General features: G+C 66.9%; 25 protein-coding genes. 6 read left to right on the top strand and 19 right to left on the bottom strand.

Features of this window, described 5'->3' with window-relative positions; translation table 11 throughout:
- Window positions 1-7: 7 nt before the first annotated feature.
- The 7 genes from NVS89_RS06590 to NVS89_RS06560 all read right to left on the bottom strand — a co-directional run bounded on the left by NVS89_RS06590 (window position 8) and on the right by NVS89_RS06560 (window position 7,361).
- Window positions 8-1,798, bottom strand: coding sequence for an ArnT family glycosyltransferase (locus NVS89_RS06590; protein ID WP_258731796.1), 1,791 nt, complete (start codon window positions 1,796-1,798; stop codon window positions 8-10).
- A 433-nt stretch (window positions 1,799-2,231) separates the two neighbouring features.
- Window positions 2,232-3,380, bottom strand: a complete 1,149-nt coding sequence (locus tag NVS89_RS06585) for a Gfo/Idh/MocA family protein (protein WP_258731794.1) — start codon at window positions 3,378-3,380, stop codon at window positions 2,232-2,234.
- A 42-nt stretch (window positions 3,381-3,422) separates the two neighbouring features.
- Window positions 3,423-4,127, bottom strand: coding sequence for a TetR/AcrR family transcriptional regulator (locus tag NVS89_RS06580; protein ID WP_258731793.1), 705 nt, complete (start codon window positions 4,125-4,127; stop codon window positions 3,423-3,425).
- A gap of 11 nt (window positions 4,128-4,138) precedes the next feature.
- Window positions 4,139-4,915, bottom strand: coding sequence for an ABC transporter permease (locus tag NVS89_RS06575; protein ID WP_258731792.1), 777 nt, complete (start codon window positions 4,913-4,915; stop codon window positions 4,139-4,141).
- Window positions 4,903-5,676 carry an ABC transporter permease gene (locus NVS89_RS06570; RefSeq protein WP_258731791.1) on the bottom strand — a complete coding sequence of 258 codons (774 nt, stop codon included), beginning with the start codon at window positions 5,674-5,676 and terminating at the stop codon, window positions 4,903-4,905. The genes NVS89_RS06575 and NVS89_RS06570 overlap by 13 nt, the downstream gene beginning before the upstream one ends.
- On the bottom strand, window positions 5,657-6,430 hold the full coding sequence (locus NVS89_RS06565) for an ABC transporter ATP-binding protein (protein ID WP_258731789.1): 774 nt from the start codon (window positions 6,428-6,430) through the stop codon (window positions 5,657-5,659). Before NVS89_RS06565 ends, NVS89_RS06570 begins: the two co-directional genes overlap by 20 nt.
- A 94-nt stretch (window positions 6,431-6,524) precedes the next feature.
- A complete protein-coding gene (locus NVS89_RS06560; RefSeq protein WP_258731788.1) occupies window positions 6,525-7,361 on the bottom strand; it encodes a polysaccharide deacetylase family protein in 837 nt (278 codons plus the stop codon).
- 61 nt (window positions 7,362-7,422) lie between these two features.
- Between NVS89_RS06560 and NVS89_RS06555 the strand changes: the two genes are divergently transcribed.
- Complete coding sequence (locus NVS89_RS06555; protein ID WP_258731787.1) at window positions 7,423-8,052, top strand: hypothetical protein; 630 nt, start codon at window positions 7,423-7,425, stop codon at window positions 8,050-8,052.
- A 5-nt stretch (window positions 8,053-8,057) separates the two neighbouring features.
- Here the strand turns inward: NVS89_RS06555 and NVS89_RS06550 are convergent, their stop codons facing one another.
- From NVS89_RS06550 to NVS89_RS06495, 12 genes are all read right to left on the bottom strand, one after another.
- A complete protein-coding gene (locus NVS89_RS06550; protein WP_258731786.1) occupies window positions 8,058-9,098 on the bottom strand; it encodes a CobW family GTP-binding protein in 1,041 nt (346 codons plus the stop codon).
- A 6-nt stretch (window positions 9,099-9,104) separates the two neighbouring features.
- On the bottom strand, window positions 9,105-10,310 hold the full coding sequence (locus NVS89_RS06545) for an LVIVD repeat-containing protein (protein ID WP_258731785.1): 1,206 nt from the start codon (window positions 10,308-10,310) through the stop codon (window positions 9,105-9,107).
- A 1-nt stretch (window position 10,311) separates the two neighbouring features.
- Window positions 10,312-11,499 (bottom strand): Gfo/Idh/MocA family protein, encoded by a 1,188-nt coding sequence (locus NVS89_RS06540; protein ID WP_258731784.1) that lies wholly within the window; start codon window positions 11,497-11,499, stop codon window positions 10,312-10,314.
- A gap of 46 nt (window positions 11,500-11,545) precedes the next feature.
- The gene (locus NVS89_RS06535; protein WP_258731783.1) at window positions 11,546-12,676 is read right to left on the bottom strand and encodes a C45 family autoproteolytic acyltransferase/hydrolase; all 1,131 of its coding nucleotides are present in this window, start codon (window positions 12,674-12,676) and stop codon (window positions 11,546-11,548) included.
- A gap of 8 nt (window positions 12,677-12,684) precedes the next feature.
- Window positions 12,685-13,710, bottom strand: a complete 1,026-nt coding sequence (locus NVS89_RS06530) for an ABC transporter substrate-binding protein (protein WP_258731782.1) — start codon at window positions 13,708-13,710, stop codon at window positions 12,685-12,687.
- Window positions 13,711-14,020: 310 nt separating this feature from the next.
- Window positions 14,021-14,908, bottom strand: a complete 888-nt coding sequence (locus NVS89_RS06525; protein WP_258731781.1) for a polysaccharide deacetylase family protein — start codon at window positions 14,906-14,908, stop codon at window positions 14,021-14,023.
- A gap of 12 nt (window positions 14,909-14,920) precedes the next feature.
- On the bottom strand, window positions 14,921-15,958 hold the full coding sequence (locus tag NVS89_RS06520) for an ABC transporter substrate-binding protein (protein WP_258731780.1): 1,038 nt from the start codon (window positions 15,956-15,958) through the stop codon (window positions 14,921-14,923).
- Window positions 15,959-15,993: 35 nt separating this feature from the next.
- Window positions 15,994-16,911 (bottom strand): polysaccharide deacetylase family protein, encoded by a 918-nt coding sequence (locus tag NVS89_RS06515; protein ID WP_258731779.1) that lies wholly within the window; start codon window positions 16,909-16,911, stop codon window positions 15,994-15,996.
- A 25-nt stretch (window positions 16,912-16,936) separates the two neighbouring features.
- Complete coding sequence (locus tag NVS89_RS06510) at window positions 16,937-17,704, bottom strand: ABC transporter permease (RefSeq protein ID WP_258731778.1); 768 nt, start codon at window positions 17,702-17,704, stop codon at window positions 16,937-16,939.
- Window positions 17,705-17,713: 9 nt separating this feature from the next.
- Window positions 17,714-18,529 carry an ABC transporter ATP-binding protein gene (locus tag NVS89_RS06505; protein ID WP_374114532.1) on the bottom strand — a complete coding sequence of 272 codons (816 nt, stop codon included), beginning with the start codon at window positions 18,527-18,529 and terminating at the stop codon, window positions 17,714-17,716.
- A complete protein-coding gene (locus NVS89_RS06500; protein WP_258731777.1) occupies window positions 18,526-19,131 on the bottom strand; it encodes a GntR family transcriptional regulator in 606 nt (201 codons plus the stop codon). The genes NVS89_RS06505 and NVS89_RS06500 overlap by 4 nt, the downstream gene beginning before the upstream one ends.
- Before the next feature lie 454 nt (window positions 19,132-19,585).
- Window positions 19,586-20,275, bottom strand: coding sequence for a FadR/GntR family transcriptional regulator (locus NVS89_RS06495; RefSeq protein WP_258731776.1), 690 nt, complete (start codon window positions 20,273-20,275; stop codon window positions 19,586-19,588).
- A 173-nt stretch (window positions 20,276-20,448) separates the two neighbouring features.
- On the opposite strand from NVS89_RS06495, the gene NVS89_RS06490 reads away from it, so the two are divergent.
- The 5 genes from NVS89_RS06490 to NVS89_RS06470 all read left to right on the top strand — a co-directional run bounded on the left by NVS89_RS06490 (window position 20,449) and on the right by NVS89_RS06470 (window position 25,945).
- Window positions 20,449-21,729 (top strand): RidA family protein, encoded by a 1,281-nt coding sequence (locus NVS89_RS06490; protein ID WP_258731775.1) that lies wholly within the window; start codon window positions 20,449-20,451, stop codon window positions 21,727-21,729.
- Window positions 21,730-21,786: 57 nt separating this feature from the next.
- A complete protein-coding gene (locus NVS89_RS06485) occupies window positions 21,787-22,563 on the top strand; it encodes an ABC transporter ATP-binding protein (RefSeq protein WP_258731774.1) in 777 nt (258 codons plus the stop codon).
- A gap of 1 nt (window position 22,564) precedes the next feature.
- Window positions 22,565-23,401, top strand: a complete 837-nt coding sequence (locus NVS89_RS06480; protein WP_258731773.1) for an ABC transporter permease — start codon at window positions 22,565-22,567, stop codon at window positions 23,399-23,401.
- Between the two features lie 94 nt (window positions 23,402-23,495).
- Entirely contained in the window at window positions 23,496-24,584 is a 1,089-nt protein-coding gene (locus NVS89_RS06475; RefSeq protein WP_258731772.1) for an ABC transporter substrate-binding protein, read from the top strand.
- A complete protein-coding gene (locus NVS89_RS06470; RefSeq protein ID WP_309486525.1) occupies window positions 24,467-25,945 on the top strand; it encodes a RidA family protein in 1,479 nt (492 codons plus the stop codon). Before NVS89_RS06475 ends, NVS89_RS06470 begins: the two co-directional genes overlap by 118 nt.
- The last annotated feature ends 92 nt before the right edge of the window (window positions 25,946-26,037 follow it).

Below are 26,037 nucleotides of genomic sequence, written 5' to 3'. Positions count from 1 at the left end.
AAGGTATTCAGTTCCAGTCGAGGCGATAGATCCTCACCTCGTCGTGGCCGACGTCGAATTTGCTGACGAGCTGCGCCCGGCGATCGATGATCCCCCGGGCGACCCAGCGCGCGAGATAGGGCGCGCGCGGGCCGTCCTCGCCGCGAACGATGACGAAATTGGCTCCCTTTTTCTCGAGGTAGCGAAGCGCCGTCGCCTCGCTCTCCGTGTAGGGCAGCCAGACATGCTGGGCATGCGCGTGATAGCTCGGCACCGCAGTGGCGGCGGCGATCCGCAGCTCCTGCCCGGCCGGCGCCTGCAGCGCCTGGGCCTGCTCCACGAACTGGCGCGTGTCGCGGGTGTAGACCAGCGCATTCGCTGCCTGCACCAGGGGCGGGGCGAGAAGCGCGCTCGCCGCCAGGGCGAGCGTCAGGCCCGAGGCCACCCATGACAGGCGTGGCGACAGCCCGACGGCATCCGCCGTCTCGCCGGCCCATTCGCGTATCCGCCACAGCCCGGCCGCCGCCCAGATGCACATGCACAGCAGCAACGGCACGAAGAAGCGCAGGCTGGTGAAGTAGATGAAATAGGTGGCGAAGATCGACATGCCGACCAGCCCGAGCAGGGTAAGCTGCACCGGCAGCGTCCGGCTGCTCCACGCCGAGGCGACGAGGCCCAGCAGCACCAGAGGAAGGAGCAGCGGGTAGCCGAGACTGCCCGAGGTAGTGATGGTGCGCAGCGTGTTGCCCATCAGCTCGGAGGTGTTGGAGACGAGGTAATCGGCAAGCTGGGAAGGCGTCATGGAGAAGGAGCGGACCGTCTCCACGCTCGGGACGTTGTAGGCGCCCTGTTCCTCGAGGTCCGGGCCGATGAGGAAGGCGCCGCCATATTCCCCGATGCCGGCCTGCTTGGCGCGCTGGACCGTGATGTTGAGCGGGCTCTTGCCCTCCAGCTTGAACTGCCCGACCTGCTGCGACAGCCAGACCACATAGGGCGCGGCGACGAGGCCGAACGCGAGCAGCAGGACGCCGGCGCGCCGGGCGAGCTTTCCGGCCGGCATCGCCTTCACGGCGAGGCACTGGCAGGCCAGCAGGGCCAGCGCCAGCAGCATGAACACCAGCGCCTCGCCCCGGACCAGGAAGGAGAGGCCGAACACCAGCCCCGCCACCGCGAAGGAGAGCACCGTGCGCACGCGGAAGGCGCGCAGCAGCAGGACCATTCCCGTCAGTATGCCGAGCGCATAGGCGCTCTCCACCTGCACGGTCGTGGCGAGGCTGACGAGGAAGGGATGGACCGCGACGAGGCTGGCGGCCATCACGGCGACGGTGCGCCCGTAGAGCTCCTGGGCGATGAAATAGACCGGGATCGTCAGGGCGGCGCCCAGCGCGATGCTCAGCATGCGCCCGGCGAGATCGACATCGTCGACGAGCGCCCCGAGCCCGGCGATGGCCATCGGGAAGAGCGGGGGAAAGAACAGGTTCACGCCGGGCGTGGAGATGCCGACATAGCCGTGGCCGGCGAGAAGGTTCTTCGCGAGGGTCAGATATTCCGAGCCTTCCCCGTCGACCATGCCGGCGAAGGACTGCGCCACGCTCACGCGCAGCGCCAGCGCGAGGATCACGATCAGGGTCATCAGCGCGAAGCTGGCGATGCGGGACGAGGTGGGCGACAGGCCGTCGGCTCGCTGGGGCGAAAGCGTGCCGGTGGCGGGCCATGGCGCGGTGGGTCCGAGGACCGGTGATGCTGGACGGTTGCCGGAGGAGGGAAATCCGGCGGACAGTGAACGCGTCTGCAGGTGGGAACTCTGCGTGGTGTCCATCTCTGCCGTTGCAAATTGTTTCTGGATATTTCTAAATAAATATCGAGCAAGCCCGCGATAAATCCAAGCGTCGGAGCCGGTAATTGTAGTACCTAATTAGATAATCTGGAAGTGTACTGGTCGTGGAGCGGAAATACGTCTTCCGACGACAGAAAATATGTGAAAAGGAGTATGGAGATCGGGCCAATTGGCAGGGCGCGGCTCCGCCGCGCGGGGGGCTGGCCGATCGCGCTCGACACGGTGAGCCGGCGCGGCCCGCATTCGATGCGCGGTTGGAAACGCTTGGCACCCTGCGCGCCGACGCCCGCCAGCCGGCCCGACGAGGACAGGAACCCCGTCGGACCCGGCAGGCAAACCGGGAAACCCGTCGGCGGCGATGCGTGGCGCCGCGCCTTCAAGGCGCGCGGCGAAAGGCGAGGCCCGGGAACGTGCTTCAGGCGAGGGCCGGAATGTCGATCCAGCGGCGCTCTTCGTGGCTGCGATAGGCGAGCTCGGCGAGCTGGACGCCCTTCACCCCCTGCCTCAGCGAATAGGGATACGCGTCGTCTCCCGCCGCGACGTAGCGCAGGAAACGCTCCCAGCCCATCCGGTAGCCGTTCCTCGGCGCCGTATTCTGCGGCACCGGCTGCCAGTCGTCGTAGAAGTCTTCCGGCGTCGGGCTGTCGGCGGAGGGCTTGAAGCGGCGCGAATTGACCCCCGCCTGGGTGTAGCAGATCTGCGGGCCGGCGACGGCCGAGCCTTCGGTGCCGTCGATCTGGACGACGATGGCGGCGTCCCGGCGCGGGCGCGTGGTCCAGCTCGAATTGACCGAGCCGATGACGCCGTTCTCGAACTCCACCTGCGCGAAGACGCAATCCTCCACATCCACGTCATAGGGCCGGCCGGCCTCGTCGACGCGGCGCGGGATCTGGGTCCGCCAGCGGCAGCTTATCGCCGCGAGCGGGCCGATCAGGCCCTCCAGCATGTAGCGCCAATGGGGGAACATATCGAGGATCAGGCCGCCCCCTCCCGCGCTCTGGTAGTTCCAGCTCGGGCGCCCGCCGTCCTGCAGCGTCCCGTCGAAGATCCAGCGCCCCATCTCCAGCCGGACCTCGAGGATGCGGCCCAGGAAGCCGGAACGCGTCACCATCTCAAGATTGGCAAAGCCCGGCAGAAACATCTTGTCCTGCACCGTGCCGTGCTTGACGCCGGCCTTCTCCGCCCGATGGACGAGCTCCATCGCCTGCGCGGTGGAGCCGGCGATAGGCTTCTCGCAATAGATGTGCTTGCCGGCATCGATCGCCTTCGACAGCACGTCGAAGCGCAGCGCAGTCGCGGCGGCATCGAAGAAGACCGTGTCCTCGGCATTCTCCAGCGCCGCGGCGAGGTCGGTGCCGGTTCGGCCGAAGCCGACCTCATCCACCAGCGCCGCGAGCCGCTCGGCGCTGCGCCCCACGAAGATCGGGTCGGGCATGAGGACGTCACCCGATGGCAGCGGAAGGCCGCCTTCCTTCCGGATCGCGGCGAGCGCGCCGACATGCTGCTTGCGAGCGAGCCCGCCTGTCGCACCATGCATGATGATGCCGACGCGATGCGTTGCCATGATGTCCTCGGTTGCTGTGAACTCGTTGCGGCTTCTTGGATGTCAGGGCTGCTTCTTGCGAGCGGCCGGGCGCTTCCGGGCCCGGGCCGCCGGCAGGGGCGCGGCGCGGAATCCCGCCTCGATGAAGGGCACCAGATGAGCCAGCACCTCATCGAGGTCGAAGGGATTGGTGTCGCCGAGGCTCAGATCCTGGATGCGACCGGGATTGGCCATGGCGTAGACCATGGTGCCGAGCAGGAAGTGGAAGCGGTAATAGATCTCGCTTTCCGGCAGCTCGGGCAGGCAGTCGCGGATGGCGGCGAGGAACATGCGGGTCGACGGGTCGAAGATTTCCGCCAGCAGCGCCCGCACCGCCGGTTCCTGCTCGCCCGACAGCCGGGCGCGAAGCTCGGCGTAGTTGGCCCGGCGCGGCTCGTGCAGCGGCTGATCGAGCGCGGGGCGCAGAAAGGCTTCGATGACCTCCGACAGGACGAGGGGCCCTCTCGCCCGCAGCGCCTGGAAAGCCTGGGCGCGGGCGGAGGCGATCGGCTCCGCGCGCAGGCGAAGAATGTGGAGGAACAGCGCTTCCTTGGTGCCGAAATGATAGTGAACCGCCGCCGAGTTGATCTCGGCGACGCGGACGATGTCACGCAACCCGACCGCATCGTAGCCCTGGCTGGCGAACAGGCTCTCGGCGACCTCGACGATCCGTTGGCGGGTCTGGGCGCCTGCGGCACGCCTGCGGTCGAGATGGGTGATGTCGCTCATGTTCCGTTCGCTCATTGATCGCGGGTCTGCGTTTCCTCGTGCCAGCGCAGCAGGCGCTTGCGCAACGCAAACATCACATTGATCACGATAGCGCCAGCGGCGGCGATCTCCACGATCGCGGCGAACACGCCCGGCGAGTCGGCGTAGCGGGAGGCTTCCAGAAGCCCCCCGCCGAGGCCGCCGCCGCCCATGATCATTTCCGTGACCAGGGTGGAAATCAGCGAGACGGGCAGGGCGATCTGCATGCCGGTGAGGATCTGCGGCGTGGCCGCCGGCAGGATGATGTCCGTCAGGATCTGCCGCCGCGACGCGCCGAGCATCTGTGCCGACCAGATGAACGCGCGCTCGACGCCGAGCGCCCCGGCATAGGCATTGGTCGTGATGGCGAAGAAGCAGGCGAAGGTGATCATCGCGATCTTGGTCTCGTCGCCGAGGCCGAGCCAGAGCATGAAGATCGGCAGCAGCGCGATCTTGGGCGTGGGGAAGCCGACCGAGATCAGGGGGTCGAAGAACCACCGCACCACCGGCAGGATCGACATCGACAGGCCGACGGTGACGCCGGCGACGGTCGCGATGAGGAAGCCGGCCAAAGCGCGATAGAGCGTCAGGCCGACCTTGCCCGCGAGGGTGCCGCTGGCGATGTCGCTCCACACGCGCTCCGCCACCGTCACGACGGAGGGCAGCAGGAAGGCGCTGGTGACATGGGACGCGGCGACCGCCTGCCAGATGACGAGCAGCCCGATGATCGGCAGCAGGCGCTTGAGCCAGGCGACGTTCAGGCGCGCCATCTGAGCACCCGGTGCGTGATCGCAATCAGGAGCCGGTCGGCGAGAAAGCCCATCGACACGACGGTGAGCACCACGGCGAACATCGCGGGATACTGGCCGCCGTCGCCGGTCATGCGGATGAGATAGCCGAGGCCCTCATTGGCGATGATGAGCTCGGACGAGACGAAGAGCACGAAGGCGAGCGCCAGCGCCGTGCGCATGCCCGCCATGATCGAGGGAAGGCTCGCCGGGAACACCACGTCGCGGATGCGGTTCCAGCGCGAGGCGCCGAGGCTGGAGGCGGACCACAGCAGCACCTTGTCGGTTCCGCGGGCCCCGTTGAAGCTCGACAGCGTCATCGGCAGAAGGCAGCCGAGGAAGATGAGGAAGATCTTCGACAGGTGGCCCAGCCCGAACCACAGTATGGTCAGCGGGATCAGCGCTGATTTGGGCATGGGGTAGAACATCTGCACGATGGGGCCGAAGGTCGCCTCCACCCAGCGGAAGCTCGCCATCGAGATGCCAAGCGTCACCCCCAGCACGATCGCCAGCGACAGGCCGGTCGCCGCGCGCATCAGCGACATGCCCGCGTGGTAGTAGAACGAGGGGTCCTTGAGGAACTGGAACCAGGCCACCAGCACGGTCGACAGCGGCGGCAGGGCGTATTCGTTGACGAGCCCGAGACGCGAACTCGCCTCCCAGGCGGCGGCGAGCAGCAGCAGGGGGCTGTAGCGGACGATCCCGCCCAGCACTGGGTGCTTCTCAAGCGTGAGCGGGCGCATCGGCGAACTCCAGTTTCACCTGCTGCCAGATGTCCTCGACCGCGCTCTGCACCCGTGCATCGGCCTCGCTTCCCTCGAACGAGGTGTCGATGATCTCCTTGATCGTGCCGGGCCGCTTCGACATGACGACCACCTTCTGTGAAAGATAGACCGCCTCGCGCACGTCATGCGTCACGAAAATCACCGTCTTGCCGGTGGCCTGCCAGATCTGCCTCAGCTGCTCCTGCATGATGCCGCGCGTCTGGGCGTCGAGCGCGCCGAACGGTTCGTCCATCAGCAGGATGGCCGGGTCGACCGCCAGCGTGCGGGCGATGGCCGCGCGCTGGCGCATGCCGCCGGAGAGCTGCGAGGGATAGCTCGCCTCGAAGCCGGCGAGACCGACGTCGCGGATCAGCTTGTGGGCGCGGTCCAGCCGTTCGGCCCTTGGAACGCGCTGCTTCTCCATGCCGTAGACGACGTTCCCGAGCACGGTGCGCCAGGGGAACAGCGCGAATTGCTGGAAGACGATGCCGCGATCCGGGCCGGGGCCGGTCACCGGTACGCCGTCGACATGGATCGCGGTGCCTTCCTGCTTCAGGAAGCCGCCGATCAGATAGAGCAATGTCGACTTTCCACAGCCCGACGGTCCGAGCAGGGAGACGAACGAGCCCTGCTCGACCACGAGCGACACGTCCGACAGGGCAAGCACGCTGCGCCCGTCGGAGGCCGCGTAGCTGTAGGACAGGCGGTTGATGGCGACGGCAGCCGTTTTCATCGCGAAGGCCTTTCGGGACCGATACTGCCGCGGGCAACAATTCAGTCAAGCGACTTATTTAATCATCGATCGCCTATGTTGGCGGCACCTGTCCTCACGCCTCCAGCCGCAGGCGCGCTTCCCTGGCGGCCTCGGCCATGGTCATGAACACGGCGCCTTCCCGGGCGAGGAATTCGACGAGGTCCTCCAGCGCGAGCATCCGGTAGCCGCGGCCGATCACATAGGGATGCATGGTGTAGGTGAGCACGCCCCAGTCGCTGCTCTGGCGCATGTAGCGGAACTCGTCCTTCCAGCTTTCCATCACCAGGCGCGGGGACTGAAGGCCCGGCATCAGGAAATCGGGCGTGCGGTAGAATTCGAAATGCGGGTGGTCGTCCATGGTCCAGCTGATGGGCATTTCTATCAGCCCGCTCTCGGTGCCGAAATGAAGCACCTCGCCCACCTTGGCCGCGTCGCCATTGCGCGCCTTGTAGGGGACGTAGTCGTCACCCATCAGGCTGCTGTCATAGTCGAAGCCGTGCTTGACGAGCAGGTCGATGGTGTTGGCGCTGAGGTCCCAGGAGGGCGAGCGATAGCCGCGCGGCGCGGCGCCGGTCAGCGAGCGGATGGACTGGATGGCGCGAACCATGTCCGCCTCCTCCTCCTCGCGCGACTGCATCGCCGGGGGCACATGCGCCCAGCTGTGATGGGCGATCTCATGGCCGCCGGCGACCACCGCCTCGCATTCCTTCGGGAAGCTCTCGATGGTGAAGCCCGGTGTAAACCAGGTGGTGGGTATGGCGTGCCGCTTGCAAAGGTCGAGAATGCGGCCGGCCCCGACTCGGGCGCCGAACTCGCCGCGCGAGAGCGGGGTGGGGGTCGCCAGGCCGCGGGCGATGAAGCCGGAGGCGGTGTCGAAGTCGAATGTCAGGCAGACGATGTGGCGCGACATGGAACAGCCTCCTGAAGCGACGGGAAAGGGCGGCGGATCAGCTCCGCCGCGGATGTGACGAATGGATGTGACGACACCGCGCCTGCTGCGCGTGGCCTATGCGAGCGACACCGACACCGGATCCGACACGGCGCCGGCGGCGACGCCCGATGCCGACGGCCGCGGCTGGCGGCTCAATTCCGTGCGCTGGAGCGGCGATCCGCTCGACGCGGAGAACGACGCCTTCAAGGGGCTTTCGGCCGCGATCGAGGCCGAATGCGGCCCCTGGAACGCCGCGGCCCGGCGGCTGGTGAAGGACTACTTCGCCTGGGTGGATGCCAGCGTGGAGGCGGCGCGGACCGAACTCGAGGCGCGGCTCGCGCCCTATCGCGGGCTGTTCGGCTACCGCGACTTCCGGTTCTCGGCCCCGCGGCCGCTGCCGCGTGCGCATCTGCCGATTTCCGGACACGCCGCCGAGCGTGTCGACGTCGCGTTCTTTCCCGGTGGCGGGCGCTGCGTCGCCTTTGTCGGCCGCGGCACCATGAGCCCGCGCCGGGACGCGGAACGACGGGCTGCGCTGACGCGTGCCGGCGTCGCGGTGCTCGACATCACGGGATCGGAGGATTTCGCGGCGATCCTGAGGACCGGCGAGCCCTTCTGGGCCGGGGAAGTGCTGCCCTGCGGACCCTTGCTGCCGCGCGTGAGCTTCTGACCGCATCAGGCGGCCTCGCGCGCCGGATGGGCGTGGACGGCCGCCATCAGGCTTTCCCTCAATCCGGCCGCGGGCAGGTCGCGGCCGATGACCACCAGCCGGGTGCGACGGTCGTCGTCCGGCCAGTCGGCCAGTTCGCGCAGCGGATGGATGAGATGCTGGACGCCGTGCACCGCCACCGGCTGTCCATGCCCGGCGAGGTTCACGAGGCCCTTCAGCCGCAGCAGGTCGGCGGCGCGCAGCGAGACCAGCGAGAACAGCCAGAGCGACAGCGCCTCGGGGCTGACGGGATCGTCGAGCGTGAGGCAGACGGCTTCGACGGTCGGCGTGTCGCGGTAGCGCATGCGCCCGCGATGGCTGGGCGCCACCGCCACCGGGCGGGCGTTTCCGAACGGAGTGGCCGGCAGCCATTGGGGGTCGTGATCGCCGGGTTCCCATGCCGGGCCGTCGAAGACCCGGTCGGGCGCGATGTCGCCGGAGACCGCCGCCTCGATCAAGGCGGTCGGATTGAGCCGGGCCACGTCCTCCTTGAGCGCGGCGACCTCTCCCTCGCCCGCGAGGTCGGTCTTGGTGAGCAGGACGAGGCTCGCCGCCGCGATCTGCTTCACCGCCTCGGCATAGCGGGCGAGCTGCGCCGCGCCATTGACCGCGTCGAGCGTCGTCACCACCCCGTGGAGGCGGAACAGCGGCGTCAAGACCCGATCCTCGGTGAGGGTCTGGATGATCGCGCCGGGTTCGGCGAGGCCGGTCGTCTCCACCACGACGCGGGCGATGCGCGGTATCTCGCCGCGCGCGCTGCGCTCGTGGAGGGAGAGCAGCGTGTCGACGAGATCGCCCCGTATGGTGCAGCACACGCAGCCGCTCTGCAGCGTGATCGTGTTCTCGATCGCCTGCTCGACCAGAAGATGGTCGAGCGCGATGGCGCCGAATTCGTTGATGATCACCGCCGTCTCCGCCATGTCGGGGGCGGCGAGCAGCCGGTTCAGCAGCGTGGTCTTGCCGCTGCCGAGGAAGCCCGTGAGGACGGTGACCGGAACCGGCGCCATGGCGGATCAGAAGGTCGGCTCGAGGATGTAGAGGCCGCCCGTCTGCCGCTCGCCGGCATAGACCAGCATGTTCTCGTCGACGAACACGTCGTTGATCTGCACCGCCGGCACGCGCGAGCCCGCCGGGGCCGGCGGCACGAAGGCGGCGACCTCCTTCGGCTGGAGCGGGTTCGAGAGGTCGTGCACGCGCAGGCCGCCATTGAAATAGGTGCCGAAGATCAGCGTGTCGGACTTGAACGAGACCTCGCCCGGGCGGTTCTCATGCAGGTTGTGCGAGCCGTAGCGCCCGCCGCGGGGGCCGTATTCTTCCACCGCCGGCAGCGGGAGGGTGGCGATGGGCACCAGATTGGTCTCGCGCCGGGCATCCACCACCCAGGTCAGCTTCGGCCAGTCCTTGCCGTCGTCGCGCACGCATTCGTCCGAGACGATAAGCAGGTCGCGCGAGAACAGCGGCAGCACCGTATGGGTGAAGCCCGGATAGGGAGGGTGGGGATTCCAGGCCGAGACGAGGCGCGGATTGCCCATGTCGGCGATGTCGAGCACGAAGGCGCCGCCGTCGAGATAGCCGACATAGGCCCGGTCGGGCCGGTCGGGGTAGACATTGGTGTTGTGGGCGCGGAAGCCGGAATCGATCGGCAGGCGCTCGGGCCGGGGCGCGTCGTCGCCGACGCGGGTGCCCGGCATCCACCAGCGCCCGATCTCGTGCGGCCGCGCGGGGTCCGCCACGTCGAGGATGCGGTAGATCTGGTCGTCCTTCTGGTCGTGCGGCTGGAAATCCGCCGCGCCGCCGGCGAAGTGGATGGTCCGCCCGTCGACGAACCACAGGCAGTGCACGCCGCGCGAATAGGGGCCCGAGCAATCGAAGAACGAGATCGAGCGCGGATTTTCCGGCACGGAGATGTCGAACAGCTCAATGCCGGCGGGCGTCATGCCGGGTTCGACGGTCTGGTAGGCGACGGCCAGCAGGTCGCCGCACACTTCGAGCGAATTCGAGCGCACCTTGCCGTGCGGCATGTCGGTCTGCGCGATGACCTTCGGCCGGCGCGGATCGCTCACGTCGACGCCGGTGAAGTTCTTCGGCGGCCCTTCATGGGCCAGCCACATGATCCGCCGCTTGTCGCCGGTCAGCTGCATCGACATGCCTTCGCCGACGGCGCCGAAGCCGGAAAGCAGATCCTCGCCGAGGAGGCGAAAGCCGTAGGTGTCGCTCATTTCACGCCTGCACTAATCTGGAAAAGGAGGTGACGTCTTCGGTGTCGAGGGGCGGCAGTTCGATCCAGCGCCGTTCGGCGTCGCTGCGGTAGCAGCCCTCGGCCAGTTGCACGCCCTTGGCGCCCTCGATCAGCGGCGAGGGAAAGGGCGTCCCCTCCATGACATGGCGCAGGAAGAGTTCCCACCCCCGGCGGTAGCTGTTCACATGCGGGCCGACATCGGGAACGTCCAGCCATTCGGCGTCGAAATCGGTGCGCGGCGGCACGTCGACGTCCCACAATGCCTTGGGGGTCGCGGCGGCCGGCTGGATGCGGCAGTCGTGCAGGCCGGCGACGGCCGAGCCTCCGGTGCCGTCGATCTGGAGCTGGAACAGGTCGTCGCGCTTCACGCGGGTGGCCCAGGAGCTGCCGACCTGCACCAGCACGCCGCCCTCGAGCTCGAAGGTGGCGGCCGCCTCGTCCTCGACATCGACCTCGTAGGATTGCCCGTTCTCGTCGATGCGGCGCGGCACGCGCGTGGCGCAGCGGCAGCTCACCGCGCGGATCGGCCCGACGAGGTGGTCGATGATGTAGCGCCAGTGCGGGAACATATCGAGGACCAGCCCGCCGCCCGCCGCCTTGCGGTAGTTCCAGCTCGCGCGCTGGGCCGGGCGCAGCGTGCCGTCGAACACCCACCAGCCGAAATCGAGCCGGGCTGAAAGGATCTTCCCGAAGAACCCGGTGTCGCGCAGCAGCGCCAGCTTGGCGAGGCCCGGCAGGTACAGCTTGTCCTGCACCACGCCGTTCTTCACCCCGACTTTGGAGGCGGCGGAAGCGAGGCCGACCGCGGAAGCGAAATCGCCCGCGATCGGCTTCTCCAGATAGATGTGCTTGCCCGCCGCGATGGCGCGCCGGGCGCGCTCGACGCGGCCGGCGGTCGCCGCCACGTCGAAATAGATCGCCACCGACGGGTCCGCGAGGACACGGGCGGCGTCCGTCGTCCATTCGAGGCCGCCATGGGCGAGCGCGAGCGCGGCCAGCTTGTCCGGGTTGCGGCCGAGCAGGATCGGCTCGGGCATCAGCCGGTCGCCATTCGCCAGCGGCAATCCCCCGTCGCGGGCGATCGACATGACCGAGCGCGCGAGGTGCTGGTTCTGTCCGAGCCGGCCGGTCACGCCGTCCATGACGATGCGGATGGAGCGGGTCGCCATGCGTCTCCTTAGCAAGCTTTCAGTGTCGGGAAGAAAAGGACCACGCTCAGCCCCGGGGATCGAGCGGGACCGGGTGGTAGGCGAAATCGGTCGGCGGCCCGTTGGCGACATGCATGGTGCGCGCGCCGAGGTCGATCAGCACCGAGGCGGCGGTCATGGTCCGCTTGGCTTCCGGCAGGCGGGGGTCGGGCGAACGGCAGATGCCGTTGGGAGCGCCGAACGTGTCGCGCGCGGCCGCCTGCATGTCGTCCGGCGCCAGCTTGCCGCCCTTCATCGCCAGCAGGCGCTTCAGCCGGGCGGCGCGGAAAAGGGTGCTCGGGCCGACCTTTTCCATTTGCGATTCGCCGTGGCCGGTGCCCACGAAGTGATTGGAATGGGTGACGATGCCGCCGTCCGGATAGAGATAGGTGACGTGGTCCGGGCTGGTCTCGATATCGATGATCTCGCCATCGGCATGGCCGACCACGAAATTCGCCGAGCAGGTCCGTTTCGTGTCGAGGATCGGGCGCAGCGCGTCGTCGAAGCGCCCGGCATCGAGCACCTCGCGGCAGCGCATGTGGAACGGCTTCTGGAAGGGGTTGGCCCCGTCGCGGCTGGAGGCGAGGCCGTTCTCGACCAGCCCCACACCGCATTCGTTGACGCCCATCTTGCCGCCGGCGATGCCGGCTTCGGTCAGGCACAGGAAGCTCGGCGCGTGGCGGCGGGTCGCCCGCAGCACGAGGCAATGGCCGTGCACGCCTTCGAGCCAGTCCCAGTTCTGGCCGAGCCATGTGTGGCCGTTCGCCGCCACCTCGGGCAGCAGCCCGAAGGTGGTGCAGCCGTCGGGGCCGACGGAAAGCAGGTCCTCGCGGGCCTGCGCGTCCTTGCCGAACAGGGTGAAGGCGAGCTCGTAGCGGGCGTTGAGAAGCGCGATCTCCGCCTCGCTGCGCTCCGAACCTTTGGCTATGCCCGCCATCTCGGCGCAATAGTCCGCGTTCTGGCGCTGCATGGCCGCGAGCCAGCGCGCGCCTTCCGCCCGCGCCGCGTCGCGGTCGAGGCCCGAAGCCTCGAAGCGGCGCAGATAGGTCTCGAGATTGCTCGCGACCGAGGCGGCGAAGACGCGTCCGTGCGTCTCGCCGCGTTCGAAGGGGTCCTCGCCTACGTCGAGGACCGGCATCTGCTGCTGGATCGGGGCCATGGACCGGCTCAGGGGTTCGCCTCGATGCGCTTCTTGGCCTCCTCGACGAAGGACAGGTCGACATGGTCGGGGCTGACCTCGATCGTCTTCGGCACCACGCCGAGCTCGGCGGAAACGTTGATGGCGCGCTGCAGGCCGGCGATGTCGGGCAGGCCCCAGGGATCGCGGTAATAGTCGATGTCGGTGAACAGGTAGCTCATCTGCTCGACCGGGCGCACCGAGGCCTTGGCGATGATCGGCAGCGCCTTGTCGCGGTTCTTCGGGTCCATGATCCACCGGATCGCCCGGACGTGGTCCTCGAAGAAGTCCATCAACTGGGCGCGGTGGGCGTCGAGGAACGACTTGCGCCCGACGAGGGCGACGAACTGGGTCGGGCCCATGGCATCGGCGGAATTGAACAGGAGGCGGTACTTGCCTTCCTTGACGAGCTTGCTCGCCATCGGCTGCTGGATCGGGCCGGCGTCGATCTTGCCGTCGTTCAGCATGGGCAGGATGTTGGCGAAGCTGGTCTCGACCACGCGCACATCGGTCTTCGGGTTCATGCCGTTCTTGGCGAGCATGGCGCGCAGCGCGTTGTCGACGGCGGATCCGAGGCCGTTCACGCCGACGGTCTTGCCCTTCAGGTCCTGCACCGTCTTGATCGGCGAATCCGCCTTCACATAGATCGACTGCGAATAGTGGCCGGGCTTGCCGTCCTGGATGATGTCGGCCACGACCTGCAGGTCGAGATTGGCGTTGACGACGCCGAGCACGAAGGCGGACGGGGAGAAGGCGGCGAAGTCGATGTCGCCGGAGGCGAGCGCCGTGATCTGCGGCGTGCTGGCGCTGAACTGCTGCGGCTCGACGACGTAGCTCTTGCCGTAATGCTTGAGCGCCGACGTGTCCTGATAGAGCGCGGGGATGAGGTGCGCCGGCATGCTGCCCCATCCGATACGGATCTTCAGCGGCTCGTCCGCCAGGGCGGGAGCCTGAAGCAGGGCCGGAACAACGGCCGCCGCCAGGGCGAGGCCCGCAAGTACTCGTTTGATGCCCACCGATGCCGCTCCTTCGTTGCCGGAGGCGTCGCGGGAGCCTGCCGGGATGGATCGCTCAATGCCGCCAAGCGTGCCAATTCCATAAATTCAGTCAAGCGACTTATTAAATCAGTCGATGCATAGAATTTCGGCACCCCAGCGGAGCCGCGGCGCTCCTCGCAGGCGGGTGCAATTTGCGGGGCGGCGGTCGGGGAAGGACGCGCGGGGTCGATGGCGCCGAAGCGGGGCACGAGGGCGCGGCGCCGGCGTCTTTCGATGCGGGGGAGGTGGCGATCCCGATCCGTCTGGTTCGGGATCGCCGTTCTACCGTTCAGGCCGTCTGGCCGCGGTACCAGTCCAGGATCTCCGCGCCCGTCCACATCACGACCTTGTCGTGGCCGAGGATGTAGTCGTAGAGCATTTCCAGATACTTGATCCGGTGCGGCACCCCGGTCAGATAGGGGTGGATGGTGATCGCCATGACGCGCGGCGCCTTCTCGCCGTCGAGATACAGGCGGTCGAACTGGTCGCGTCCGCGCCGCAGGATCTCGTCCGACGGCTGGAGCTGCACCGCGCTCATCACCACGTCATTGATCTCGACCGTGTAGGGCACCGAGACGATGTTGCCGGTGCGGGTCTTCAGCGGAATGGGCTGATCGTCGAGCACCCAGTCCGCCACATATTCGATCCCGGCTTCCGCGAGCAGGTCGAGCGTCTCGTCGGTCTCGGTGAGGCCGGGGCTTTCCCAGCCGCGCGGCGGCGCCCCGGTCATCTTGCGGATCGCCTCGATCGTGTCGGCGATCGCCTGGCGCTGGTCCTCGACCCGGTGCATGGGACGCTGGATGAAGCCATGCCCCATGAAGTCCCAGCCCGCCTCGTGCGCGGCCTCGCACGCCTCGCGATAGATCTCGCAAGCGGTGCCGTTGACGGCGAAGCTTGCCTTGAGCCCTCGCGAGGACAGCGTTTCGAGGAACCGCCAGAAGCCGATCCTCATCCCGTATTCGTGCCAGGCCCAGTTCGGCACGTCCGGAAGGAGAGGCTGCCCCATGGGAGGGGGCAGCACGGTGCGCGGCATCGGCGCGGCGGGTGACCAGTTCTCGACATTGACGATCGTCCACACGGCAACCCGTGCATCTCCGGGCAGATGCAGCGGGGGCCGCTTGTGGATGGGCGTGTAGGGGGCTCGGGCGCGAAGCGTCGCGCCGATGTCATCGCTCATTTGTCTCTCTCGTCACTCGCAGCTACCGAGCGCGGGGGGCATGCGCTCCGCCTGCGCCGGGAGGTAGGCGTCGGTGAACACCTTGTCGGCCGGAATGTCCGCCTTCAACTCGTAGGCGTCCTTGATCTCCTGGATGGAGGCGGCGATGCGGGCGTCGTCCACCGAGGAGATACCCTTGGTCTTGAACTCGTCGGTGAGGGTGAGATCGCGCAGCCCGTCCACCAGACGCACGCATTCGATGTCGAGATTGGCGAGCGAGTCGCGCGCCTTGATCGCCTCGACCGACGCCTTGGGATTGCGGATCGCGTCCATGAACGAGGCGTTCACGGCAGCGACCACCGCGGCGACGGTCTTCGGGTTCTCCTTGGCGAATTCGGGACGCACCAGCAGCGCCGTCCCGTACTGCTTCAGGCCGTAGTCGTTGTACTTGAAGACCTCGACGTCGTCCTTTTTCACGCCCAGCTCGACGACGCTCATGACGCTCGAGGTGGTGAAGCCGGCCGCCGCGTCCGCCTCGCCGCGCACCATCATCGGCTCGCGCAGGGCGCCGCTCACCTGCTTCCAGGTGACCGACTTGGGATCGAAGCCGGCGTCCTTCGCGAAGATGTTGAACAGCGCCAGCGCGGCGCTGCCGGCGGTGGCGGTCAGCGTCTTGCCAGCGAGATCCTTCGGCGTATCGATGCCGCGACCCTTCACGGTGACGACGGCGAGCGGCGAGTTGCCGCCCGTCACATAGACGGCCACCAGCTCCTTGCCGGGGTTCTGGGCGTTGAACTTGACCATGGTGGCGATGTCGGCCCAGCCGAACTGGTACGCACCGGAGGCGACACGGGTGATGGTGTCGCCGGAGCCGCTGCCGCGGTCGATGGTGGCGTCGATGCCCCGCTTCTTGAACTCGTCGAGGGCGGCGCCATAGAGGAAGACGGACTGCGGGCCCTGGAATGCCCAGTCCAACGAGATCTTCACATCGGGCTTCTCGACGGTTTGCGCCGAGGCGGGCGACAGCATGCAGATGCCAGCGAGAAGGGCTGCGGTGACGTGAGCGCGCATGGCGGTCCTTTTCTTCGATGGAGTGGAGGGAGATTTCACAGGGACGGGCCTTCGCCGGGAACGATGCCCGCCGGCAGCGCGTAGCAATGGTCCGCCACGGCTCCCGGGGTCGTCCACCAGACGCGGTCGCGCCTGGGATGCTCGACGCAGTGACGCAGGGCCCGCCGCAGCGCCGGCATGCGGAACGGCTGGCCGATGACGAAGGCGTGCAGCGATATCGTCATCACCAGCGGCTGGCTCTCGCACTGCTCGATCATTTCGTCGAACTGGGCGACGATCATGTCGGCGAACTGATCGGCCGTGTTGCGCCGGTGGATGATGGAGGCGGAATCGTTGAGTTCCGCCGGATAGGGAACGGACAGCAGCGGCCCGGAGCGCGTCTTCAGCCAGAAGGGCTGATCGTCGGCCGGCCAGTCCATGACATATTTGTAGCCGGCTTCCTTGAGCAGGTCGGGCGTCGTGTTGCTCTCCGAGGCGGCCGGCCCCATCCAGCCCTTGGGGGCGGCGCCTTCCTTGGCGCGGATGGCGCTGGTCACGTCGTCGATAAGGCGCGCCTCGTCGAGTTCCCAAAGGTCGCCCTGACGCTCGGCATTGGTCCGGCCGTGGGCGACGAGCTCGTCCCCGCGGGCACGGATGCGCTCGAAGATCTGCGGGTGATCGTCATAGAGCAGCGAGTTGATGTTGTGGGCGGCGGGCAGCTTGAGCTCGTCGAAGAGGTCGAACAGGCGCCAGACGCCGACGCGGTTGCCGTAGTCGCGCCAGGCGTAATTGCGCTGGTTCTGCGGCTCGCCGATCTTGGCCGGGTCCCAGCCGGTTCCCTTGCGGTAGGCGTAGACCTCGAGATTGGTGACGACGCAGAAGGCCAGCCGCTTCTCCTGCGGCCAGGAGTAATCGGGGCGCTCATAGATCGGCGAATAGGCGTATCTGTTATGTTTGGGCAGCACGAGTGACATGGTACGACTTTGCTTTACTGAATTTTCAGGAGGCGGACTGGCTGGAGCGCGTCGCCCAGAAGGTCACGCGGCGCTCGACCATGGCGAAGGCCTCGTACATGACGACGCCCATGAGGGCGATCACCAGCAGGCCGGCGAACACCAGCGGCACGTCGAAACGCGCGCTCGCCGACATCATGAGGTAGCCGATGCCCACATCGGAGGCGACCGTCTCGGCGACGACCGCGCCGATGAAGGCGAGGGTGATGGCGACCTTGAGCGAGGCGAAGAAGAACGGCATGGCGCGCGGCAGGCCGACCTTGCGCAGGATCTGCCACTTCGAGGCGCCGAGCGCGCGCAGCACGTCCTGAAGCTCCGGCTCGATGGTGGCGAGGCCGGTCGCCACGTTCACCATGATCGGGAAGAAGGCGATCGAGAACGCGGTCAGGATGGCCGGAATCGTGCCGATGCCGAACCAGATCACGAGGATCGGGACGATTGCCACCTTCGGGATCGAGTTGAGGCCGACCATGATCGGATAGAGGCCGCGATAGACGGTCGGCGAGGCGCCCACCAGCATGCCGAGGAACAGCCCGACGACCACCGCGACCGCGAAGCCCGCCATCGTCGTGTAGAAGGTCTGCAGCGAGTTGATCAGCAGCGCGTTCCACTTGTCGACCATCTCGACCGCGATCTCGCTCGGACGCGGCAGGATGAAGCGGTCGATGTGGAAGACGATGCAGGCGAGTTCCCACACCGCGAAGAAACCGATGGTGATGACCCAGGGAAGGGCCTTCTGGTTCAGAAAGGACATGACGGATCCTCAGTGCCGCGCGATCTTGGTGCGAAGCGTGTGGACGAGATCGACGAAGTCGGCGCGATAGGTCGTGTCGATGGTGCGCGGACGCGGAAAGTCGACGCTGGTCTGCGCCACGATGCGCCCGGGGCGCGGGCTGAACACGTAGATCGTATCCGCGAGGTAGGCGGCCTCGCGCAGGTCATGCGTCACCAGGATGACCGTCGGGCGCTTGTCCAGCCACAATTGCTGAAGCACTTCCCACAGGTCCTCGCGGGTGAAGGCGTCCAGCGCGCCGAACGGCTCGTCGAGCAGCAGCAGGCGCGGATCGTGGATCAGCGCCCGGCAGAGCGAGGCGCGCTGCTGCATGCCGCCCGACAGTTCCCACGGATATTTCCGCTCGAAACCTTCAAGGCCGACGATCTTCAGGATGGCCCGCGCGCGGTCCTCGTATTCGCTCCTGTTGCGGCGCATCTGGCGCGCATGCGGCGCGACGATCTCGAGCGGCAGCAGCACGTTGTCGAGCGTCGTGCGCCAGGGCAGCAGCGTCGAGTTCTGGAACGCCATGCCGCAGATGTCGATCGGCTTGGTGACGGGCTGGCCGTCGACCGTGACCGTGCCGCTCGCGGCCGGATGCAGGCCGGATATCAGCTTCAGAAGCGAGGACTTGCCGCACCCGCTCGGCCCCACGATGGCGATGAATTCGCCCTGGGCGAGGTCCAGTGACGTTTCCGACAAGGCCAGCGTGCCGCTCGCATACTGCATGCTCACGCGGTCGAGCTTGGCCAGCAGAGGTCGGGGAGCCTCCGGGGCGGCTTTGGCGATAAGCGCCGGTTTGCTCATGGGGAGACTCCTTCGTCACTTAGTAATTGGGCTGTTCGGTTCAGATGCCGCTCAAGAATCGAGCAGGCACGTGCCGCGTCGCGTTCGACGCAGGCCTGATAGAGTTCCCAGTGCTCGCGCTGGGGCTGTTCGTGTCCGTCGACCCGCACCCGCACCCGCACATAGCGGTCGATGTTGCGCCGCTCGCGCTCGATCTGGGTCACCAGGCGCGGCCAGCCCGAGGCCTGGGCGATGTGGCTGTGAAAGGCTTCGTTGAGGGCCAGCCAGCTTTTCAGGTCGGACGGTTCGTCCATGCGCAGCAGCAGGTCGTGCAGCGCGCCGTGGTCCTCCTTGCCCATGCGAAAGACCGCGCGTTCCAGCGCCACTTTCTCGAGGGCGAGGCGGATGCCGAAAATCTGTTCAATGTCGGAACGCTCGAGCCGCGACACCTCGGTCCCGCGCGAGGGGTAGGAGACGACCAGCCCCTCCGCCTCCAGCTCCTTGATGGCGTCGCGCACCGGCATCCGGCTGCACCGGAGCTGCAGCGCGATGCTGGCGGGGTCAAGCCGTTGACCCGGCGCGAGTTCGCCCTCGCTGATCGCCCGGCGCAGCGTTTCGAGCACCGCGTCCTTTCGGCTGATCGGCCGGATCTCTGTTCCAAGTGCGAGTGGTCGATGCACCTGCTGGTCCTCACTCAAACCCGACATGCAATATATTGGATATCGCGTGAGGGCTTATGCAATGAGCGTGCCAATCAGGGGCGTGACCGGAGCCGATGTCGGCGCGCCGACGCGCCATGTCACGGCGCTCCGGTGTTGGCGGCCGATCGCGGCTCGGATGTCACGCGGAAAGCCGATCGGCCGAGTTCGAAGGGCCGAGGTGGGCATTCCTTTCGAGATCGATGAAGCGTCGACGCGTCGTCCGGCAGCCGTCACCGCAGAGCCTGGCAAGGCGCGTCGGCCATTCGCGGGGCGGAGGGCGGCTAGCGGGCGCGGTCTATGAGAGACAAGCCTGAGCTTCGTCCTGCGGCAGGGGCGCCGTCCCGGCATTCGAGCGGCCGGGCGTCACCGCGTGGGCTCAGAGGAAGTTGTCGGCGTTCAGCTCGTCCCGGAAATAGACGTCCCGGACCCGTTCCAGGTGCAGCTTCATGGCGCGGGCCGCCGCGCTGGCGTTGCGCCGGGTAATGGCTTCCAGAATATCGAAATGGATGGCGCGGCTGCGGACCGGGATGTTCGAGCCCAGCGGGGGAAGCTGCGTCCGGCTCCAGTCGTCATTCTCCCGGGCCTTGTTGACGATATCGAGAAACATCACGCACGCCGAGTTCTGCGTGGCTGCGGCGATGGCGCGGTGCAGCGTGCGATCCCACAGCTCGAAGTTCTCCCAGTTGCTCGCGTGATGGGCCTTGGTCACGCATTTGCGGATGTACTGGATGTCCGCATGGGTCGCGGAGTGGGCGGCCCGGGCGGCGATGATGGGCTCGAACATCAGCCGGGCTTCCAGCAATTCGCGCGGGCTGATCGAAAGGGTCGAGAGCTCGAAGGCGAGAGGAACGCGCACGGAAGGGTGCCCGACGAAGGTGCCCTTGCCGACATGTCGCCAGATAAGCCCCTCCGATTCGAGGACGTTGAGCGCCTTGCGCAACGTCCCGCGGCTGACCTCCAGCTCCTCGGCCAGCATGCGTTCCGGCGGCAGCTTGCTCTGCCCGGGATACTTGCCGGACGTGATGCGCCGGCGCAGCGCGCGGACGACCGTAAGCTGATCCGCCATCTCGTGACCCTCCGGGATGTGAACCAATAATGTACCAATTCGTATTGGTCAGATAAAGACAGTTCTAGTAACATATTGAAAATACTATGCTATATAATTTTCCAACTCGATATTGACACCATTCTCTGTGACTTATTCAATTTTTGCCACGGAGATAGGCCATGCCAAATATTGTGCAGTTCGGCGTCGTGCCGCGCGAACGTTTCGGGTTTTCGGTGTGCTCGGCGGTGAAGGCGGGCCGATGGGTTTTCCTGTCCGGCCTGTTCGGCGGGGATCTGGAAAACGGTCTCGCGCCGGAGGTCCTCGGCCGCCCCGGCCTGCCGCTGGCCGGCCTGCCGCGGCATCGCCGCGAAGGCGACGCCGTCCTCAGGCGGATGGTCGCGCTTCTCGACGAGAGCGGCGCCCCCCTGTCGAACGCCGTCCGGCTTGATCAGTTCTATCCCACGGCCGCCGCGGTCGACCCCTACCATCACGCGCGCAAGGCCTGTTTCGGGAGCCTGATTCCGCCCAGCACGTCGGTGCTCGCCGAAGAGCTGCTCGTCGACGGGGCAGCGCTGGACGTCTCGCTGATCGCCGTGCTGCCGGGACACGACATGGAGCCGCGTCGGGCGATCCCGCCCGACGTGCCGGTGCCCGAGCATTCCGGGTTCGCCACCTCCGTCGCGGCCGGAGACTACGTGTTCGTCGCCGGCCAGATGGCCAATAACGAGGCGATGTCGGAGCTTGCCGGGCCCGCCTATCGCCCGGCCAAGGCGATATGGAACGGCACGGATGTCCGTCTCCAGACGGAGTTTCTCATCACCTCGCGGCTCAAGCCGTCGCTGGCGGCGGCCGGCAGCTCGCTGGCGAACGCGGTCAAGGCGCAGGTCTACCTGACGGACCCGGCCGACCTGCCGAACTTCATGGACGTCTGGAATCGCCATTTCGGCGACAATCCCTGCGCGCTGACGGTCGTCACCACGTCCGGGCTGGGATTTTCCGATGCCGTCATCGAGATCAACCTGATCGCGCTGCGCGACGACGGCGCGACGCAAAAGCAGGTCATCGACGACGAGGCGTCGAGGCCGATGCGGCTTGGCCCCGCCGCCGTCCGGGCGGGCGACCTCGTCTTCCTGTCCGGCCTTTACGCCGCCGACGAGGACGGCCTGATCCCGTCCGCCCGGCGGGCCGGCCATCTCAAGCCGTTCGGCGGCTCCGCCCGCGAGCAGATGCGCGCCATCCTCGCCGCCTCCGGCCGCATTCTCGAGGCGAGCGGCAGCGCGCTGCCGAACGTGGTCCGGGCCCAGCACTTCTACGAGGATTTCGGCGGCTTCCTGGCGTCGCAGCAGGTCTGGCAGGAGGTGCTGCCGGATCATCCCGTGCCGCTCCAGGCCGTCCGCCTGCCTCCAGGCCCCGTGCCGGGTTGCGAGCTGGTGGTCGATCTGTGGGGCTACGCGCCGATGGACGGCGCTTGATCGCGACAGGTCCAACAGGTTCCGACGCGCGCCATCGTGCGAGAAAGGGCGTCTTCCGTGCTTGAAGTTCGCAACCTGCGCAAAGTGTACGGTGAAGAGCCCGGTGGGTACGTCGCCCTCGAGGGGATTTCCATCGATATCGCGGCCGGCGAATTTCTCTGCCTGCTCGGGCCGTCGGGCTGCGGAAAGTCGACGCTCCTCAACATCCTCGCCGGTTTCGAAGAGGTCAGCGCCGGCAGCGTGATGTTCGATGGCAGGCCGGTGAAGGGCGCCGATCGCGACCGCATGATGTTCTTTCAGGACGCGGGCTCGGCGCTGCTGCCATGGCTGACCGTGGAGGAGAACGTTCGCTTCGCCCTGCGCGCGCGCCGGGTGCCGCGGAGCCAGTGGGACGACATCATCACCCGCTACCTGTCGATGGTCGATCTCAACAATCACCGGACGAAGTTTCCCGCCGAGCTGTCCGGCGGCATGCGCCAGCGGCTCCAGATCGCGCGGGCTCTCGCCGTGGAGCCGCGCGTGCTTCTGATGGACGAGCCGTTCGCGGCGCTGGACGCCATGATCCGTCGCCGGATGCACGCCATCCTCACGGACATCTGGCAGCGCAGCGGCCAGACCATCGTGTTCGTCACGCACGACATTGCCGAGGCGATCGCGCTGGCGGACCGGATCGCCATCATGTCGGTCGGGCCGTGCTCGTCCTTCATGAAGATCATGGACGTGAAGGGCGCGCGTCCGCGCGACATGGGCGATCCCGCCTCCAGCGCCATGTTCGCCGAGATCGAACGGCTGCTGACGCCGGAGATCCGGCGCTCCGAGGAGCGGTTGGGCTGACATGACCGAGACACCCGCCATTCACGACCAGGCCGCCGCCGATGCCGGCATGCGCGCGCGTCGCCGCAAGTTCTGGAGGAACAATCAGGGGCCGCTGCTGGCGGTGCTCTCGATCAGCCTCAGCCTGGTCTTCTGGCAGGTCGCCTCGACCTTCTGGTTCGACCCGTTCCTCGTGCCGCCGCCCAGCGTGGTGGCGCGCGCCGCGTGGCCGATGATCCAGAGCGGGGAAATCTTCAACGACGTCTGGATCAGCATGACGCGCGTGCTGGTCGGGTTCATCAGCGGGTCCGCCGTGGCCATCGTGGTCGGCGTGCTGATCGGGCGGATCAAGGTCCTGCACCATCTGCTCGACCCGGTCATCGAACTGCTGCGCTATCTCTCGCCGACGGCGATGATTCCGATCGCAGTGATCTGGTTCGGCATCGGCGAGATGTCGAAATACTTCCTCATTTTCTGGGGAACGCTCTTCATCGTGCTCGTGAATACGGTCGCCGGGGTCTGGCGCACGCCGATCGCGCGCCAGCGCGCGGCCGAGTGCATGGGTGTCAACCGGTTCGAGATCTTCTTCCTGATCGTCATCCCGTCGGCGACGCCCTACATCGTGACCGGCATGCGGGTGGCGATGGCGTCGTCCTTCATGAGCATCATCCCGGCCGAAATACTCGCGGCGGATTCGGGTATTGGCTATCTCCTGCAGAAATCATCGATGCTCCTGCAGACGGACAAGATATTCGTCGCGCTGATAACGATATGCGTCCTCGGATTTATGACGGATCGCGTATTCAGGCTTCTCGTCGATAAGACGTTATCAAGATTTACCTCTTCGACATCGATATGAATTCCGGCGCCAGAAAATAAAAAGCGGCGCGCAGAGGGGCTTCATCGAATTGAGGCTCACCATGGACAATCCCGGCAACAATGGAGTTTAGGCCATGCGTGCATTACGTCTCACCTATCGGCGTCTCACCTATCGGCGTCTCACCTATCGGCGTCTCACCTATCGGCGTCTCACCTATCGGCGTCTCACCTATCGGCGTCTCGCCCTCGCGGCGCTCACGGTCGCGGGGCTCACGGGCTTGCAGGCGCCCGTGCGCGCCGACGATGCGCCCCAGCACATCACCCTGTTCGGCCAGCCCTCGGTCAACAACGACTCCGTCTGGATGGCCTTCGAGAAGGGGTTCTTCAAGGATCAGGGGCTCGATATCACCTATCGCCTGTTCCCGTCCGGCACCACGGCCCTGCAGAGCTTCCAGGCCGGCCAGGGCGACATCGTCATGGCGGGCGACCTGCCGAGCGTCCAGTATTTCTTCAAGAGCGGAAAGAAGTTCCGCGTGATCGCGGCGATGGAGCGCGATTCGAAGGGCTACGTCATCGCGGCCGGCAAGGATATCAAGACGCCTCAGGACCTCATCGGCAAGACGGTGGCCACGCGCGTGGGCTCCACCGGCTCGTGGTTCATTTCGGAATATTTGACCAAGAACGGGATCGACCCGTCCAAGGTCACCATCAAGAACCTCGACACCCAGCTGCTTCCGACCGCGCTTTGCCAGGGCGACATCGCGGCCTTCTTCATCTGGCAGCCGATCGGTTCGCGCGCGCTCGAGATCTGCCCGGACAAGGTCCACTATCTTGGCGACGCGAGCGGCTATATCCGCGGCTATCTGCTCGCCGGGGCGCGTGAGGACTGGCTGAACACCGAAGAAGGCGCCAAGGCCGCCACGCACTTCCTGGAAGCGGTCACGAAGGGCCAGGCGGTCGCCGAGAAGGATTTCCCCGCCGTGGCCGCCTACGCCAAGGCGAAGCTCGACCTCAGCGAAAAGGCGACGCGCGATCAGTACGACACCATGGAGCGGCCGATCGCCCTCGACGATGGCTTCTTCAAGGACTTCTGCAGCCTGAACAAGTGGGCGCTCGGTGCCAAGGTTACCGACGAGCCTCTCGACCTGTCGAAGTTCATCTGGGTGAAGGGGCTCGAAGCCGTCGATCCCAAGCGCGTGTCGACGCTGCCCTCGTCCTGCTGATCAAAGCCGCAGTCGAACCTGGCGGGCGGGTTGCGACCGGCCCGCCGGGGCACCTCCAAATCCATAAAAAACCTGGGAGAAGTTCCGTGTCTTGCAGACAGTCGCTTCAGCCTGCCGAATTGCCGACCACGCCCTACCGGGCGGCCGGCCTGCGTTACAAGAACTGGGTGTTCGTCTCGGGCACCATGGCGACCGATTTCAAGACCGGGCTGCCTGCCTCCGCACGTGCCAATGACGCGCTGCCGCTCGCCGGCGAGCATGTGATGATCCGCGAGACCCGCTTCATCTTCGAAACGCTGGGTGCCGTCCTGCGGGCCGGCGGGACCACGATGGATCAGGCGGTGCGCATCGACTCGTTCCCCACCACCCGCGACGCGATCGATCCCTATCACGTTGTGCGGCGCGAATTCATGGATCCGCCGCGGCCCGCCAGCACCTCGGTCGCCGTCGACGCGCTGCTCGCCCCGCAGGCCAGCACGCAGGTCGAGCTGGTGGCGATCGTGCCGCAGGACGACCTCAAGAAGGAAGGCATCGACACGGATCGCATCCCGCAGCCTCTCGGAGGCTATTCGCCGGCCGTGGTCGCCGGCGACTTCGTGTTCCTGGCGGGGCAGGTGCCGACCGACTGGAAGACCGGCGTGGCGCCGGAAGCGAAGGTCGATCCGAATTTCTGGGAAGGCAACCAGATCGACCGTCAGGCCCGCCTGACGCTCAAGAATATGGCCATCACCCTCGAGGCGGCGGGATCGAGCCTGGAGGATGTCGTCAAGGTTCAGGTCTATCTCGCGGACATCACGGATGTTCCCCGCTTCGATCGCGTCTGGCGGGAGTTCTTCCCCAAGGACGCGCCGGCGCGGACCATCTACCCCATCCGGGCACTGGGCGTGACGGGCGGGCGGATCGAGATCAACTTCGTCGCGTTGCGCACCGGCGGGAAGACCCGCAAGCAGGTCATCTCGACGCCGGAGGCCCGCCACTCGCCCTTCGGGGAGACGCAGGCCGTGCGCGCGGGCGACTTCCTGTTCCTCTCGGGGCTGATGGCGGTCGACGACGACGGCCTGGTCGCTGCGGCGCGTGCCAATCCGGCCTATCCCCACGACCGGGACCCCGCCGCTGCCCAGATGTCGGACATCATGGAGCAGGCGCAGGCCATCTGCCGGGCGGCCGGAACCGATCTGAAGAACGCGGTGAGGATGCTCACGGTCCACACGGATCTGTCGGAGAGTTTCCGGGCGGCGACCGCGGCCTCCCCGTTCTTTCCCGATGGCCCGCCGGCCACGACGACGGTCGGCGTGCAGGCGCCGTTGCAGGCGGAGGAGGCGACGATCATGGTCGATCTGTGGGTGGCCATGAGCGCGTAAGGCGACCCGCGTCCGGTCGGCGATTTCTCGTGGCGCCGAGGACGCTGCCGGCAACACCCTCCTTTCGGATCATGTTCCGGAAGGAGGGATGT

The organism is Ancylobacter mangrovi, from assembly GCF_024752355.1.
Lineage (GTDB): Bacteria > Pseudomonadota > Alphaproteobacteria > Rhizobiales > Xanthobacteraceae > Ancylobacter > Ancylobacter mangrovi.
Note: the sequence above shows the minus strand (reverse complement) of the source record. Positions and strands in the feature narration are given on the sequence as shown.